13 protein-coding genes and 1 pseudogene are annotated in these 15,777 nt (G+C 35.8%); 8 read left to right on the forward strand and 6 right to left on the reverse strand.

Translation table 11 applies throughout. The features are described 5' to 3' along the window. Positions 1-173 precede the first annotated feature (173 nt). Positions 174-1,658 (reverse strand): IMP dehydrogenase, encoded by a 1,485-nt coding sequence (gene guaB / locus KH893_RS10740; RefSeq protein ID WP_281166128.1) that lies wholly within the window; start codon positions 1,656-1,658, stop codon positions 174-176. A 577-nt stretch (positions 1,659-2,235) separates the two neighbouring features. On the opposite strand from guaB, the gene ilvD reads away from it, so the two are divergent. Together ilvD and KH893_RS10750 are read left to right on the forward strand one after the other, a co-directional pair. Continuing rightward, entirely contained in the window at positions 2,236-3,972 is a 1,737-nt protein-coding gene (gene ilvD, locus KH893_RS10745) for a dihydroxy-acid dehydratase (RefSeq protein ID WP_281166129.1), read from the forward strand. Between the two features lie 36 nt (positions 3,973-4,008). After that, positions 4,009-4,980: a bile acid:sodium symporter family protein gene (locus KH893_RS10750; protein WP_281166130.1), complete on the forward strand. Its 972-nt coding sequence runs from the start codon at positions 4,009-4,011 to the stop codon at positions 4,978-4,980. 379 nt (positions 4,981-5,359) lie between these two features. Here KH893_RS10750 and KH893_RS10755 read toward each other — a convergent pair whose 3' ends face one another. From KH893_RS10755 to KH893_RS10770, 4 genes are all read right to left on the reverse strand, one after another. Then, positions 5,360-6,151 carry an ABC transporter ATP-binding protein gene (locus KH893_RS10755; RefSeq protein WP_281166131.1) on the reverse strand — a complete coding sequence of 264 codons (792 nt, stop codon included), beginning with the start codon at positions 6,149-6,151 and terminating at the stop codon, positions 5,360-5,362. A 187-nt stretch (positions 6,152-6,338) separates the two neighbouring features. Next, positions 6,339-7,349, reverse strand: coding sequence for a ketol-acid reductoisomerase (gene ilvC, locus KH893_RS10760; RefSeq protein WP_281166133.1), 1,011 nt, complete (start codon positions 7,347-7,349; stop codon positions 6,339-6,341). A gap of 152 nt (positions 7,350-7,501) precedes the next feature. Further along, positions 7,502-9,190, reverse strand: coding sequence for a biosynthetic-type acetolactate synthase large subunit (gene ilvB, locus KH893_RS10765; RefSeq protein WP_281166134.1), 1,689 nt, complete (start codon positions 9,188-9,190; stop codon positions 7,502-7,504). A 282-nt stretch (positions 9,191-9,472) separates the two neighbouring features. Beyond that, positions 9,473-9,685 (reverse strand): zinc ribbon domain-containing protein, encoded by a 213-nt coding sequence (locus KH893_RS10770; RefSeq protein ID WP_281166135.1) that lies wholly within the window; start codon positions 9,683-9,685, stop codon positions 9,473-9,475. A 535-nt stretch (positions 9,686-10,220) separates the two neighbouring features. Between KH893_RS10770 and KH893_RS10775 the strand changes: the two genes are divergently transcribed. From KH893_RS10775 to KH893_RS10785, 3 genes are all read left to right on the forward strand, one after another. Then, positions 10,221-11,534: an MFS transporter gene (locus KH893_RS10775; RefSeq protein WP_281166136.1), complete on the forward strand. Its 1,314-nt coding sequence runs from the start codon at positions 10,221-10,223 to the stop codon at positions 11,532-11,534. Positions 11,535-12,266: 732 nt separating this feature from the next. Beyond that, complete coding sequence (gene ilvA / locus KH893_RS10780) at positions 12,267-13,529, forward strand: threonine ammonia-lyase IlvA (protein WP_281166137.1); 1,263 nt, start codon at positions 12,267-12,269, stop codon at positions 13,527-13,529. A 20-nt stretch (positions 13,530-13,549) separates the two neighbouring features. Beyond that, on the forward strand, positions 13,550-13,933 hold the full coding sequence (locus tag KH893_RS10785; protein ID WP_281166138.1) for a RidA family protein: 384 nt from the start codon (positions 13,550-13,552) through the stop codon (positions 13,931-13,933). 204 nt (positions 13,934-14,137) lie between these two features. On the opposite strand, the pseudogene KH893_RS10790 reads toward KH893_RS10785, so the two are convergent. After that, positions 14,138-14,575: pseudogene (locus KH893_RS10790) on the reverse strand (SPFH domain-containing protein); the annotation flags it as partial. 109 nt (positions 14,576-14,684) lie between these two features. Between KH893_RS10790 and KH893_RS10795 the strand changes: the two are divergent. The 3 genes from KH893_RS10795 to KH893_RS10805 all read left to right on the forward strand — a co-directional run bounded on the left by KH893_RS10795 (position 14,685) and on the right by KH893_RS10805 (position 15,582). Continuing rightward, complete coding sequence (locus KH893_RS10795; RefSeq protein WP_281166139.1) at positions 14,685-14,825, forward strand: hypothetical protein; 141 nt, start codon at positions 14,685-14,687, stop codon at positions 14,823-14,825. Positions 14,826-14,950: 125 nt separating this feature from the next. Next, positions 14,951-15,298: a type II toxin-antitoxin system RelE/ParE family toxin gene (locus tag KH893_RS10800; protein WP_281166140.1), complete on the forward strand. Its 348-nt coding sequence runs from the start codon at positions 14,951-14,953 to the stop codon at positions 15,296-15,298. Beyond that, on the forward strand, positions 15,298-15,582 hold the full coding sequence (locus tag KH893_RS10805) for a helix-turn-helix domain-containing protein (RefSeq protein WP_281166141.1): 285 nt from the start codon (positions 15,298-15,300) through the stop codon (positions 15,580-15,582). The genes KH893_RS10800 and KH893_RS10805 overlap by 1 nt, the downstream gene beginning before the upstream one ends. The last annotated feature ends 195 nt before the right edge of the window (positions 15,583-15,777 follow it).

The raw sequence follows: 15,777 nt of genomic DNA on the forward strand, positions 1-15,777 counted from the left end.
TTAAATTATCATTATTACATCAAAAAAGCCATCCATTCCGCAGAACAGATAGCTTAATAATTCAGCTATACCAATTGAAATTGCAAGTTAAGCAATTTTATTTATCAGTACTACTTGAAAAAGAACCAAAAAAACTGAGGAGAAGTTATTCCCTCAGTTTCATTCTTTTCTACTTATTTACTGTAGTTTGGAGCCTCTTTGGTAATTTGAACATCATGCGGATGAGACTCGCGTAACCCAGCATTTGAAATCCGGACAAATTGAGAATTGTCTTGCAGATCCTGAAGATTTGGTGCGCCAACGTAACCCATTCCAGCGCGTAAGCCACCAACCATTTGATAAATAACGTCGGAGACTTTGCCTTTATAAGCAACACGTCCTTCGATTCCTTCTGGTACTAACTTATTAGCTTCATTGACTCCACTTTGGAAGTAACGATCAGATGAACCATGCTTGCTATCCATCGCTGCTAGGCTGCCCATGCCACGATAAGTCTTGAAACGCCGACCTTGATAAATCTCGGTTTCACCTGGTGCTTCATCAGTTCCTGCCAGCATGCTGCCTAGCATAACTGCATTACCACCAGCAGCCAAAGCCTTAACAATATCACCAGAATATTTAATTCCACCATCAGCAATAATCGTTTTTCCATATTCACGTGCAACACTGGCTGCATCGTAAACTGCTGTTAACTGTGGAACACCAACTCCGGCAATGATCCGCGTCGTACAAATTGAACCAGGTCCAATACCTACTTTGACAATATCAACGCCCGCATCATAAAGAGCTTTGGTAGCTGCAGCTGTTGCAACATTCCCAGCAATCAAAGTTACCTTTGGAAAATGTTCGCGGATTTCTTTGATCTTGCGGATCACACCAGCTGAATGACCATGGGCTGTATCCACCACGATTGCATCAACGCCCGCATCAATCAATGCCTGAGCTCTTTCAAAAGTATCGCTGGTAACGCCGACTGCCGCTGCAGCAAGTAAACGACCATGTTCATCTTTGGCAGCATGAGGAAATTCGACCACTTTTTCAATATCCTTAATGGTAATTAAACCAGTCAAGCGACCGTTTTGATCGACCATTGGTAATTTTTCAATCCGATGTTTATGCAAAATATTCTTAGCCGTTTGTAAGGAGGTCCCTGTTGGAGCGGTGATCAGGTTCTCTCTTGTCATAACTCCACCAATTGGTTGTTGATGGTCTTCAATGAATCGTAAATCCCGATTAGTAATGATGCCTACAAATTTACGATTTTCCAAAGTATCAACAATTGGGACACCACTGATGCGATAATTCTTCATTAATGATTCTGCTTCAGCAACTGTATGCTCTGGTGTTAAGAAAAATGGATCAATGATGACGCCATTTTCTGAACGCTTAACTTTCCGTACTTCATCAGCCTGACGTTCAATCGTCATATTTTTATGAATTACCCCTAAACCACCTTGACGAGCCATCGCAATCGCCATTGCCGACTCGGTCACCGTATCCATTCCTGCACTGATGACCGGGATATTTAATTTGACGTTGTCGGCTAATTGAACCTTCAAATCGACATCATTTGGTAAAACATGACTTTCAGCTGGAATCAACAAGACATCATCAAATGTAAAACCTCGCTTAGCAAATTTGGTATCCCAATTTGACATTACAATAAACGCTCCTTTTTTAATTTTTATTTTCTAAAATACCTAACTTTTAGCATAAAATCAAGTATTCTCATCTATTTTTCAGAAAAAACTTGCATTCCATTCTTTAAAATTCAAATTCTCATCTAAAAACAATATTTTGAAGTACTACTTTAAAATTCTTTTTAAAAAAAGTTTTTATCCGTTTTGAGCAATTAATCTAAGAATTTTTTTAGATTAAGCCTTGACATCTTAATAAGAGGGGATTAAATTATAAATAAATTAATTAAAAGTAACGCATTGATGAGGACAATAATAGAATTATTTAATTTAAAAGAGAAGCTTGTTCGGTGAAAAAAGCTAAATTAAACTTTATTATTTATCACCTCTGAGTAGTAAAAGTGAACAAAGTAATTTTTACTGGTTACCTTCCATTATAGGGGCTAAGTATTGTTGAAAAACTATACGTTGAGGTTTTTGATACTATTTATCAAAAGCAAATGATAGGTGGTACCGCGGAAACGCCCTATAAAGTTAATTGCTTTATAGGGTGTTTTGTTACTCTTAATTAATTAATCAAATCTAGGGGGAATATTTAATGTCAGAAGACACACTGAGTTTTTCTTTAAGTGGTGATGAACTCAAACATCGAAGTGATAAAATCAAGGCCGGCGTTAACCAAGCGCCCGCTAGAAGTTTACTGTATGCAACTGGAAGGGTTAAGAACTCTGAGGATATGAAAAAACCTTTCATAGCCGTTTGTAATTCATACGTTGAAATCGTTCCTGGTCATATCCATTTGCGGAAATTAGCCGATATTGCAAAAGATGAAATTCGCAAGGCTGGTGGAATTCCATTTGAATTTAATACAATTGGTGTTGATGATGGAATTGCTATGGGCCATGCAGGTATGCGGTACTCTCTCCCAAGTCGAGAAATAATTGCTGATGCTGCTGAAACCATGATTAACGCTCATTGGTTTGATGGTGTTTTATTTATGCCTAATTGCGACAAAATAACTCCAGGTATGTTGATGGCTGCTGCTCGAACAAATGTACCTTCCGTATTCGTCTCAGGTGGCCCCATGCATTCAGGAGTTAATCCATTAAATGGGAAAGAAGCAACTTTGTCAACTATGTTTGAAGCTGTTGGTGCTTACAAGAGTGGCAAAATAGATAAAAAAACGCTTGTTCAATTTGAACAAAATGTTTGTCCAGGATGTGGATCATGTGCTGGTATGTTTACTGCTAATTCAATGAACTCAATGATGGAAGCTTTAGGAATGGCGCTTCCATACAATGGAACTGCCTTAGCTGATTCCGAGCAACGTAAAGAATTAGTCAGAGCTGCCGCTAGACAAGTCATGTATGTTGTAAAAAATAACATAAAACCGCGCGATATTATGACTAAAGAGGCTTTTGACGATTGTTACGCCTTAGATATGGCAATGGGCGGTTCCACCAATACCGTTTTACATGGGTTAGCTATTGCTAATGAAGCTGGTATTCCATATTCAGAAAGTGATATCAATCGAATAGCTAAAAAGACTCCATTTGTTGCTAAGATTGCTCCTTCATCTATTTATACCATGCAAAATGTTCATGAAGCCGGTGGAATACCCGCAATTCTAAACGAGCTGATTCAAAAGGGTGATGTGCTTCATCCTGATCGTTTAACTGTAACCGGTAAGACACTCCGTGAAAATGTTGCTGGTTGTGAAGTCAAGAATCAAGAAATTATCAAACCCCTTGATGCTCCGTACTCTGAGCAAGGTGGTTTATCAATTCTCCAAGGTAATATTGCCAAAAATGGTGCTGTTATCAAAGCTGGCGGGGTCGATCCAGATATTCATTCCTTTACCGGGAAAGCGATTTGCTTTAATTCGCATGATGAAGCAGTTGAAGCTATCGATGATGGTACTGTCAAAGAAGGACACGTTGTAGTTATCCGCTACGAGGGACCAAAAGGTGGTCCAGGAATGCCAGAAATGTTAGCACCTACTTCAGATTTAGTTGGTCGTGGTTTAGGCAGAACTGTTGGCTTAATCACTGATGGCCGTTTTTCTGGGGCTTCTCATGGTATTTGTGTTGGACATGTTTCACCTGAAGCGGCTGCTGGTGGTGAAATTGCACTGATCAAAGACGGAGACTCAATCACCATTGACTTAGATAAGCGGGAAATCAACTTAAATGTATCAGACAATGAATTGAATGAAAGAAGAAAACATTTTCCAAAATTCACACCTAAAGTGAAATCTGGTTATTTAGCTCGCTATCAATCACTGGTAACATCCGCTAATACCGGAGCAGTTTTAAAGAACTTTGAACAGCTTTGATAAATCAATAAAGAAAACATCATAGGGGGAGTTTTCATGAATAAAGTAGAAAGAGCAGGTAACTGGATGAGTAAGTGGTTCACTCTTTTAGTTATTGTCTGGGCTTTTTGTAATTACTTGGTACCTAGTCTAAGTATGTGGCTTACCACTAAAACACCATATCTTTTAGGAATCGTTTTATTTGGTATGGGTCTAACTTTAACAAAGGATGATTTTAAACGTATCGTTAAGCGACCAATTCCAGTTTTGTTAGGAACAGTTGCTCATTACGTAATTATGCCTTTTGTTGCTTGGCTTCTTTGTCAAATTTTTGATTTAAAAGGAGCTGTTGCTGTTGGCGTTATTTTGGTTGGTTCATGTCCTAGTGGAACTTCTTCAGGAGTAATGGCCTATTTAGCTAGAGGAGATGTTGCATTAGATGTTTCAATTGAAGCATTATCAACGCTTTTAGCACCAATTATGTTGCCATTAATGTTGCAAGTCTATGCAGGCAAATATGTTGCTGTCCCAGCTTACTCGCTATTTCTTAGTACCCTTGAGATTGTAGTTGTGCCAATCATTTTGGGTGTTCTTATCAATACGTTCTTCAGTAAGCAAATTATGCCAGTAAAAGAAGCTTTACCTTTAATTTCACAGGTAGCAATTTTAGCCATTTTAGGCGCTGTTTTTGCTGCTAATCATGCAAACTTATTTACCTCACAGACTGCGCTGATCATACCAGTCGTTATGTTACATAATTTGACTGGTTATGCTTTAGGTTACTTATTTGGAAAACTAATTCATTTAGAGCAACCTCAACGAAAGGCTATTACCTTTGAAGTTGGAATGCAAGACTCAAGTTTGGGAGCAACATTGGCAATGAAATACTTCTTACCAATGGCAGCAATTCCTTCCACAATCTTTTCTATTTGGCACAATGTCTCCGGTTCAGTCCTTTCTTCATGGTGGCGTCAACATACAACTGAAACTGTTGAAGAAATGAAAGCAAATGCTAAGGCTAATAATTAACTTTCAAATTCAATGATAATGCTTTTTGTCTAATCTAAAAGTCAATCAAGTAGGGTCTCTAGGCTTCCGTCCTAGGGGCCTTATTTATTCCTACTTTTTTAAACGTTGTTAATTTTTATTACTCAGGTAAGCTTGTTAATTCAAGATTATTGCCTTAAGCAAAATAATTTAACTTGAATTTTTCTCTAATGGTTTAAGCTTTTCTCTTACTTGCTTAATTAATAATGAACATCCATTAATCGAGTAATAGGAGATGGGTCATCCCACCGTACGTACTGTTCCACATACAGCGAATTTTCATTGCCCAGTATTCATTCATGCCAGACGCACCCTACAAAAAAAAGATAAGGTTAGTTTACCTCATCTTTTTTAATACCTATTAAAACTGCTTTGCTGGATAAACAATCACACGTTGATCAGCAGCTTTAAAAATTTTTACTGGATGATCATAAAAAAGAGCTAAGTTCTCGTTATTCAACAACTTTTTTCGCTTTCCTTGAGCAAAAACCTCACCCTGCTTAAGCATCATCACATTTTCAAAACACGGAAGGAGCTCCTCTGTGTAATGTGAAACCATTAAAAGTGCAGGACTGTTGGGTTGATTTGACAATTGTGATACACTTTCCAATAAATGTTCTCTAGCAAATAAATCGAGTCCGTTACATGGTTCATCCAGAATCAATAATTCCGGCTGTGTCATTAAAGCTCTTGCCAGCATAACTAATTGCCGCTCACCTTGCGATAAAATTCGATATGGTTTACCAATTAATTTTGCCCCGCCTATGTTTGCCAAATAACTTTTTGCCTTTTCTAAATCTTTCTTAGCATATTTTTCATAAACTCCAATTGTTGCATACTTTCCTGACAACACAATAAACTCCGCTGTATCTGAAGGATGTAGCCAATCTTGAAGCGCTGTACTTACCCAACCAATCCTTTTCTTCAGGTTTGGTATGTTAGTATGTCCAAAAACACCTCCCAAAACTTCTAATTTCCCTGCTGAAGGCCATAAATCTCCATGAATCATTTTAAGCATTGTAGTTTTCCCAGCTCCATTTAAACCAAGAATTGCCCAGTTTTCTTTTTCTTTGATTTTCCAATTAATATTTTTTAAAATTTCTCGCTTACCTTTTTTTAAGGTAACATTATCAAAAGATAGAATCGTCTTCAATTTTTTCCTCCCAAAATATTTTTCCATTTATGTATAAGAAATTGAGACAAATTAATAAATTTGTCTCAATTTCCAATATCAGATTATTCAAAATTAGGGAAAGTTTATATACATTAACTACTACATCAATTACTACATTCTCCACCTATTTTGTATTTGGTCTTTTTATTATCAGTTACTATTCTAATTAATCACTGTATTTATCTTCTGCTTTAACAAATGGCATTCTAGCACGTAATTCTTCACCAACTTTTTGCAGTTTTGATTGTTCCATTTCTGCGCGATATGCATAAAGTTTTTTGAAGCCATTCCGATAATCATCCATAAATTCCTTAGCAAATGAACCATCTTGAATCTCGCGCAAGTTCTGTTTCATAGCTTCCTTTGACTGTTCATTAACTACTTTTGGTCCTCTGGTATATGAACCATATTCTGAAGTATTTGAGCAATCTTTATACATTTTAGCGAAACCACCTTCGTAGATCAAATCACAAATGAGTTTCATCTCATGATCTACTTCAAAATATGCCAATTCTGGAGAATATCCGGCTTCAACTAAAACTTCAAAACCTGTTTCGATTAGTGATGTAACTCCACCCATTAAAACATTTTGTTCACCAAATAAATCTTCTTCAGTTTCTTCTTTAAAGGTTGTCTTTAAAAGTCCAGCATGAGCCGCACCATTTCCTTTAGCAAATTCTTTTGCTAGATCCTCCGCATGTCCCGATGCATCTTGATAAGTAGCATAAAGTGCTGGCACACCGAAGCCTTCCATATATGTTCTGCGGCATAAGTTACCTGGACCCTTTGGAGCCATCATTACAACATCAACGTCCTTAGGAGGAACAATTTCTTTAAAGTGTACGTTAAATCCATGTGAAAAGCCCAACACATTACCTGCTTTGAGATAAGGAGCAACTTCTTTTTTATAAACTTCTGGCATTACTTCATCTGGAGTAAGCATCTGTACCCAGTCTGCTTTTTTAGCTGCTTCAGCAACTGAATAAACTTCAAAGCCATCCTTTTTTGCTTTATCAAATGACTTACCTTTGCGAACACCAACAATAACATCAAAGCCTGAGTCGCGAAGATTATTTGCCTGAGCATGTCCTTGAGAACCATAACCAATAAAAGCAACTTTTTTACCCTCTAAATAATTTGTTGTTACATCCTTATCGTATAGCATATTAACTGTCATATTAAAAAATCCCCCTATATTAATTTTCAAGTAAATTACTTTAAAATATCTGTTTAATCGTGTAAAATGAATTGTAATTATTAAATATTTTAATAATTATAATGCGTTCTGAAATGGTTTGTTTTACCCTAAATTTAAGACTAATCTTCAAATTATTTAAATCCCATTAGCTCATGATTAGCTGTTCCTGGAGCAATCATAGGCTTAACATTTTCTTGTTGTGGGATTGGCACCTCAATAAATACTGTTTGGGGTTGGGAAAAAGCATCTGCCAATGTTTTTTCCCAATTATCTGGATTAAGTCTTAAGCTTTTAAGTCCATAACTTTTTGCAATTCCTACAAAATCGGGCTGGTGAATAAAAATCGTTTTGGAACGTCTTTTTTCATAAAATAAATCTTGCCATTGTCTAACCATACCCAAAGCATGATTATTTAAAAGAATTATTTTTATGTTCAGGTTATACTGCTTGATAACATCAAGTTCTTCAATAGTCATTTGCAAGCCACCATCACCAACAAACAAAACAACTGTTGCCTGACTAGCAGCAAATTTAGCTCCAATTGCTGCTGGTAAACCGAATCCCATTGTCCCTAAACCCCCACTGGTTATTAATTGATGAGGTAAAGAAAATGGATAATATTGAGCAACCCACATTTGGTGTTGCCCAACATCGGTCACAACAATTGCCTTGCCATGGGTAAGCTTGCCAATTTTTTCAACGATTTGTTGAGGTTTAATAACTCCCTTTTGAATTCGATAGTGATATGGGAAATCTTTTTTCCATTGTTTTACCTGTTGCAACCAACTATTAATATCCAATGGTTCATCAAGCAATTCATTTAATTGATCAATAACCACCCGGGCATCAGCTAAAATTTTAAAATCTGTCTGAATAATTTTATTCAACTCATGAGGATCGATATCTACATGAGCAATTTTGGCATGCGGTGCGAACTCCTTAGGTTTAGTTGCAAGTCGATCATCAAAACGACTACCAATATTCAAAAGAAAGTCACATTTTGCCAAAGCCATATTAGCAGCATATGTTCCATGCATTCCTGCCATTCCTAAGAATAATGGACAATCATTGGAAATTATCCCTAACCCCAACATTGAAGAAACAACCGGCAAATGACATCTTTGTACTAATTGTCGAATAGCAGCTGTCTTTTCATTAGGAATACCTCCTCCAATAAGTAATAGTGGTCTTCGAGCCTGTTTTAGTTCATTAATCAAATCTACCGGTATTCTATAAGAATTCCCCATCTTAGAGACAAAGCTTGCTGTTGCTTGTTTTGTCCTAGCTGTCAAAATGTTTTTAGGAAGATCCACCAACACCGGTCCAGGTCTTCCGCTTGTAGCTAACTCGAAAGCTTTTATTATTGTCGGAGCTAAATCGTTGATATCTCTCACCTGATAACTTTTTTTAGTAATTGGTTTAGAAATTTCAACAATGTTAACTTCCTGAAAAGCATTGGTTCCTAGGGCTGTTGTTGTTACTTGACTAGTAAATACAATCAGCGGAACTGAATCGGCTTTGGCATCTGCTAGTCCAGTAACAGTATTAGTCGCTCCAGGTCCCGAAGTTACGATAACCACCCCTGGCTTCCCACTAACTTTAGCATAGCCTTCAGCTGCATGAACCGCTCCTTGTTCATGACGAAATAAAATATTAAGTCTTGCCTTGCGATACAAGCTATCATAAATTGGTAGTGCTGCACCACCTGGATAGCCAAAAATCAATTCTACTTTTTGCTTTAAAAGTTCATCCAGTAATATGTCGGAGCCAATTTTTTCAACTAAATCATGACTTTGGTTTCTCTCAACTTTCGTTAACAAATTATCACTTCCTTTGTAATGGACTTAATTCACAGTTCGTAGCATCACCTCCTTAAGCATTTCCAATAAAAACATAAAAAAGACACCCATCAATAACGCGATGGATGTCTTTCCACCGCTATTTTTAACCTTACGCGGTGGGATTAATTTCCAAGCAAACTCAAAAGAGCCTTGGCATTAAATCACACACACGCAATTTGATAATGACTAGGCTAATGAGAATAATAATCACTTGAATTAAATTACCAATTTGTAGCATGTGATCCACACTCCTTAATCTTTCTAAAATAAATGCTTTTTATTCTTAAAGTATCCACAAACAGAACAATAATTTTGATCTGGGCTTAAAGACCCACAGTTAACACAAACATCAACATCAATTTTTTCTACACAGTTACTACTCACAAATCTTTTACCACAATGTGCACAATAATTTCCTGAAGGAACTTCATGACCACATTTTTGGCAAATAACCATCTTGTACGCTAATTTCATATTTACTCCCCCTAAAAAAGTCAAATGAAACTAACATATCAATGATCAATCTATTATTAGATAACCATTAAATTTAATTAATTTTCATGGTGTAATATTACAAACTTTTCTGCTTCATGTCAACACTTTTTTTGAAAATTATTTTTCTTTTTTTTATTTTAAAAAGAATACCACTAATGTTAGCAGCCTTTTCATAATTTTTTTTGCTGTTAATCTTTTATTTTTTAAGAAAAATCAAAAAAATGTTTGACATATACAAATTCAAGCTGTATATTAACACTTGATTAAAAAATAAAGGAATGATTATAAATGCTAAGCGTTAATACAGCCCTTATTCAAATTAATATTATTATCAGCGCCATTATTATTTGATAATGCGGGCTGCATTTTCTTGCCCGCAAAATAGGCGGGCAGTTTAGCAAAGGCTAGAAACTGTCAACAGTTTCTAGCCTTCTTTTATTTTTTATGATTCTAGTAATTGAGGGGGGAAAAAAGTTTTTATTTTATGTTTTAAAAAGTATAGGGGGATTTTTTAATGAACAATGTTGTTAACGAAACATATGATGGAGATTTAATTAAAAGAGATTCTGTTAAGACTGTTATTTTTGCTTCAATGATTGGAACTGCAATTGAATTCTTTGACTTTTACGCTTATGGAACCGCAGCTGCTGCGTATTTTCCAAAAGTATTTTTCCCAGAAGTCACTCCTACAATTGCAACAATTCTAAGCTTGCTAACATTCGGTGTTGCCTTTGTCGCACGACCGTTAGGCGCATTTGTATTCGGCCACTTTGGAGATAAAATTGGGCGAAAAAATACTTTAGTTGTTTCCTTGCTTTTGATGGGGGTGTCAACGATATTGATCGGTGTATTGCCAAGCTATGCCACTTTAGGTCTTACGGCCGTTTTGCTTTTGTGTACTTGCCGTTTCGTTCAAGGAATTGGCTTAGGCGGTGAATGGTCAGGTGCAGCTTTAGTTGCTACTGAGAATGCTCCTGACGAAAAAAGAGCTCTTTATGGTGCCTTTCCTGAACTTGGAGCACCGTTAGGATTCTTTTTAAGTAATGGACTGTTTTTTGTACTTGAAAGCTTTTTAACACCTGCTCAAATGATTGCGTTTGGGTGGAGAGTGCCATTCTTAGCTTCAGCTCTCTTAGTTGTTGTCGGTTTATGGGTCAGAACCAGAATGCAAGAAACTCCATTATTCCGTTTAGCTCAAAAGAATAATAAAGTTACTCGTTCCCCATTGGCAAAAGTTTTAAAAACCAGCTGGCGTCAATTGATCCAAGGAACATTTATCGTAGCCGTTACTTATACTTTATTTTACACACTTGCTACTTGGTCTCTAGCCTATGCAACCAGTACTTTGGGTTTCAGTAATCGTGAATATCTATTTCTTTTAATGGGAGCAGTTTTTGTATTTGCTGCATTCATTGTTATCGCCTCGCTTAATGCTGATAAATGGGGACGGAGAAAAGTTTTGCTTTCCTCATCTGCTGCATTAGTCGTCTTTTCAATTCTCTTTCCTTACTTACTTCAGGGACATCGTAACTTTTTGGGAGCTGCTGCTTTCTTAGTTATCGGTTTTGCACTAATGGGAATTGCTTTTGGACCAGTTGGTGCTATTTTACCAGAATTATTCAAAACAGACGTCCGTTATTCTGGTTCTGGTATTGCTTATAATCTAGCTGCAATTGTTGGAGCTGCTTTTACCCCAACAATCGCTACTTGGTTGGCAGCTACTTGGGGAATTAAATCAGTTGGTCTGTATTTAGGAATTATGGCTGTCGCTTGTTTGATTTCTTTGTTGACTGTTAAAGAAACAAAAAACGTTGACTTTAAAAAATAATTTATCTGAGAGGTAGAAACAAATGTTGCATACAAATAAAAAAGCATCGGTATTTTTAAAGCCGATACTTTCGCATATTAAAACTTACTTTGGGCAGTAAATTAAATTATATGCAACTTTAGTATACCATCAATTTTATTATTTTCTTCAAAACTGAAATGGGTTATTCAATCACTTGGCTTTCAAAACTGATTTAAACATTCAGTTATTTTCTTTGCTAATGAATGATCTCAGCTAAAATATTCAATTAAATTAGTTAATAACTGCATTAATAGCGTGACATCAGGCAAATTACGGTTAAGTTAAAAAATAGATCATCCATTGGAACAGTATCGCTCAATTCTCACTGTTTCTAAGTTAGAATGTCAGACCATCATCACCATTGCAAAGTGCGCACAAAAAACTCGCAATATAATCAAAGTGTAGAAATTTGCTTAGTCACTTTGAAAAAGTCTTAGAATGACATCGATAGTTGAGCTCTGGAATAACCTTGGACAAAACAATTGAGTTGATCAAAAACCGCAATCTTGCTTTTTAAGCAGGTATAATCTTGAACATGTTAAATTACACAAGTTCTCCCCTGTATCTTAGTTTTAAACAACTCAGGTATACTTCAAAAGAGTAACTTGTGTTTTATTTTTCAACAAAATCGGATTGTTACTATCCTGTTTCAGCCTAGATGGTAACTTTAAAATTTCAATTACAAATTAATTTTTTAAGGAGGTTCAAATTGTGGGAAAAAAATACTTGCAACAAGAAGACGTTGAAAACGCCTATAAAATCATAAAGTCCTATGTTACGCATACGCCCTTACAATATGATGAATACTTATCTCAAAAATACAATTGTAATTTGTATTTAAAGCGAGAAGATTTACAAAAAGTTAGATCTTTCAAACTTCGAGGTGCTTGCTATTCAATTTTACAAACACCTGAAAAGCAACGACAAAAAGGTGTTGTTTGTGCGAGTGCAGGAAATCATGCTCAAGGAGTAGCTTGGACAGCACACCACTTAAAAATACCAGCAGCAATCTTCATGCCCGTAACTACCCCTAAACAAAAAATAAATCAAGTTAAATTTTTTGGCAAAGAAAATGTTTCTATTGAATTAGTAGGTGACACTTTTGATGCAACCGCAGAAGCTGCTGAAAAATATTGTCATAAAAAAAATCTAACTTTTATTGCGCCGTTTAATGATTTAAACACAATGGCTGGGCAAGGAACTTTGGCTAAAGAATTATTAGATGATGCAATTCAGGCTGATCTTAAATTTGACTATTTATTTTGCACAATTGGTGGTGGTGGATTAATTAGTGGAGTTGGTGCTTACACAAAAGGAGTCAGTCCAACAACAAAAATTATTGGCGTAGAGCCTTTAGGTGCTGCTTCAATGAAAGAAGCCTTTGCAGCAAATTATCCAGTACCCTTAAAAAAAATGGATAAATTTGTCGATGGTGCCGCGGTGAAAAAAGTTGGAAATTTAACTTTTGCTAATGCCAATAAGTATGTGGATCAACTAACAACTGTTCCAGAAGGTCATGTATGTACAACCGTTTTGGAATTATATGATCGTGAAGCTATTGTCGCAGAACCAGCAGGAGCACTCAGCATTTCAGCACTAGATAATTATAAAACTAAAATTGAGGGTAAAAATGTGGTTTGTATACTTAGCGGTGGAAATAATGATATTGAACGAATACCAGAAATAAAGGAACGTTCATTAATTTACGAAGGTAAACAGTACTACTTTATTGTTAAGTTCCCTCAACGTCCAGGTGCACTTAAAGAATTCGTGACCGAAGTTTTAGGGATTGGAGATGATATTACCAAGTTTGAATATACTAAAAAAATGAATAAAGAGACTGGACCAGTTTTGATTGGAATCCGGCTGGGAAAAGTGAAACAAATAAATGATTTAAAAAAACGAATGAGAATTTTTGACCCCAATTATATTGACTTACAGCAAAATAAAATTTTGTATGAAATGATGGTATAACTTTAGGAGGAATATTAACTATGAAGAAAGCAATTACAACTAGCGAAGCCCCTCAGGCATTAGGGGCATATTCACAAGCAGTGAAAGTCGGTAAAACAATTTATTGTTCTGGACAAATTGGTTTAAATCCACAAACTGGAAATTTTATTAGTGAAGAAGTCACTGAGCAAGCAAAACAAGCCTTGAAAAATTTGAAAGCAGTTTTAGCTAAGGCAAACTTTAAAGTTAACGATATTGTCAAAGTAACCATCTTTATGACCCGTATTTCAGATTTTGACAAAATAAATAAGGTCTACACTGAGTTTTTTAAAGAAACTGAAGTTCTGCCAGCACGTTCAGCTATTGGTGTTTTGGCCTTACCTGGTGGAGCATTAGTTGAAATTGAAGCGATAGCAAAAAAATAAAAAAATTTATAATTTTCAATTACGCATAATTTCCCAAAGAATATGAAAAACCTAACTGATCAATGAAAAGCAGCTCAAAATTCTAAAACTGATAGAATTTTGAGCTGCTTTTTTTCTTCTAATTTGATAATTATTAAGAAAAATTGGCAATTGATTATTTAATCCTAGCCGAAAAATTATTTGGATATCTTTACCCCTTCACCTTTACTCTTGTTCCAACATTTTTTTAATGACTGGGACCTGTCCTAAACTAGTGATTTCGTCTTTGGGCATGACTACCAAATTGCTGTTTGAATTGGCAAGCTTAACAAAAGCCGCAATGCTTTGATCTTTGAAATAATTTTCATCAACTTCTTTTAAAGCTGCCGCAACTTTAGCAATCCGATAATTTTCGGCATCTGCTTGGGTGCGAGTTGCTTGGGCTTGCGCCTGAGCTGTTTCAATCAATGCCCGATTTCTAGCATCCGTTGTTAATTTAATATTTTGAGCTTCACCTTCAGCTTTTGCAATCGTGGCAATTCGCTCCCGATCGGCTGTCAATTGCTTATCCATGGCTTCTTGGATGGCTACCGATGGTGTCAATTCATCAATATTGACCCGATCAACATTGATCCCGTAAACGTTCGTTAAATCACCAATGGCCGCATTGCTAAATTAACCGTTCTAATCTGTTGTAAAAACGGCAAATAAAAAGAAAGCCGCTATCCTTCTAATTGAATCAACTAAAAACAAGGAGAAGGAGCGTCCCTCTATGACTGAAATTGTATCAGAAATTGTGAAAATTTTAAAGAATTCAAATGATTTATTGGAAGCAGAGCTTAAAATCTTACGATTATTTTTGAGCTTATTATGCGAAGTGTTAGGAACTTCTTTCGAGCGATTGGAAGACTAGCAAAGATATTTTAGAATGGCAAAAATAAGAAAAAGTTCAATTTTTGGAGCTACCGAGAGAAACTTGACACATACTTGTGCAATAACTTATTTGCTTTTTGATGGCTTATTTGCTATCATATAACTATGAAAAGAATAAAATTTGACTACTATGATTGGAATGAGTTTAAACAATTTTTAGATCAACTACCTGATAAAGATGCTGCCAAGTTAATTGCGACCATTCAAAATATTGAAAATAACGGTCTAATTATCACAGAACGTCAATTATGGGTTAAAAAACTAGAAAACAATCTCTATGAAATTCGTTCTAAGAGAGCTTCAAATATTCAGAGAGCTATCTATTTTCAAGTACAAGGATCTCAGTACTTAATCACCAATGCTTTTACTAAAAAAACGCAAAAAACGCCAGAAAGTGAAAAGAAGATTGCTCGGAATCGACGAAGCCAGTATTTTAACAAGGAGGCACAATAATGAGTAAAATTGATGAATATGTTGCTGAAAGAAGTAAAGACAATCCTGGCTTTGCGAAACTCGTTGAACAAGAAAATATCAACTTAGAGGTAGCGGTTAAAGTTCGTGATCTCCGTGAAAATATGGGTATGAGTCAACGTGAATTTGCTGCTTTAGTTGGTAAACCACAATCAACCATTGCTAGAATTGAAAATGGATCAATGAATGCTTCAACTAAGGTATTATCTGAGATTGCACAAGCAACTAATCAACGATTAACAATTCAATTTAGCCCCATTTCTTAAGGACCATTACTAATAATAAAAGATAAATAACCCCTAATATCTACACTATAGATATTAGGGGTTTCTTTCGGTTCTATAATATTCGGTACTGATAGAAATTTTTCTATCCTAAGTACCGATTTTTATTTTATGCCTTGAATTTACACTTTAAGTGCAACGCTAAAACAAAATAAAGGACTCACAAAGGAAATCCAA

Origin of the sequence: Liquorilactobacillus sicerae, from assembly GCF_029916425.1 — a bacterium.
Classification (GTDB): domain Bacteria; phylum Bacillota; class Bacilli; order Lactobacillales; family Lactobacillaceae; genus Liquorilactobacillus; species Liquorilactobacillus sicerae.

Excerpts from the sequence above, each read along its gene's own strand:
- guaB (WP_281166128.1), bottom strand. The coding sequence starts at position 1,658 with ATGTCAAATTGGGATACCAAATTTGCTAAGCGAGGTTTTACATTTGAT.
- ilvD (WP_281166129.1), top strand. The coding sequence starts at position 2,236 with ATGTCAGAAGACACACTGAGTTTTTCTTTAAGTGGTGATGAACTCAAA.
- KH893_RS10750 (WP_281166130.1), top strand. The coding sequence starts at position 4,009 with ATGAATAAAGTAGAAAGAGCAGGTAACTGGATGAGTAAGTGGTTCACT.
- ilvC (WP_281166133.1), bottom strand. The coding sequence starts at position 7,349 with ATGACAGTTAATATGCTATACGATAAGGATGTAACAACAAATTATTTA.
- KH893_RS10770 (WP_281166135.1), bottom strand. The coding sequence starts at position 9,685 with ATGAAATTAGCGTACAAGATGGTTATTTGCCAAAAATGTGGTCATGAA.
- KH893_RS10775 (WP_281166136.1), top strand. The coding sequence starts at position 10,221 with ATGAACAATGTTGTTAACGAAACATATGATGGAGATTTAATTAAAAGA.
- KH893_RS10785 (WP_281166138.1), top strand. The coding sequence starts at position 13,550 with ATGAAGAAAGCAATTACAACTAGCGAAGCCCCTCAGGCATTAGGGGCA.
- KH893_RS10795 (WP_281166139.1), top strand. The coding sequence starts at position 14,685 with ATGACTGAAATTGTATCAGAAATTGTGAAAATTTTAAAGAATTCAAAT.
- KH893_RS10800 (WP_281166140.1), top strand. The coding sequence starts at position 14,951 with ATGAAAAGAATAAAATTTGACTACTATGATTGGAATGAGTTTAAACAA.
- KH893_RS10805 (WP_281166141.1), top strand. The coding sequence starts at position 15,298 with ATGAGTAAAATTGATGAATATGTTGCTGAAAGAAGTAAAGACAATCCT.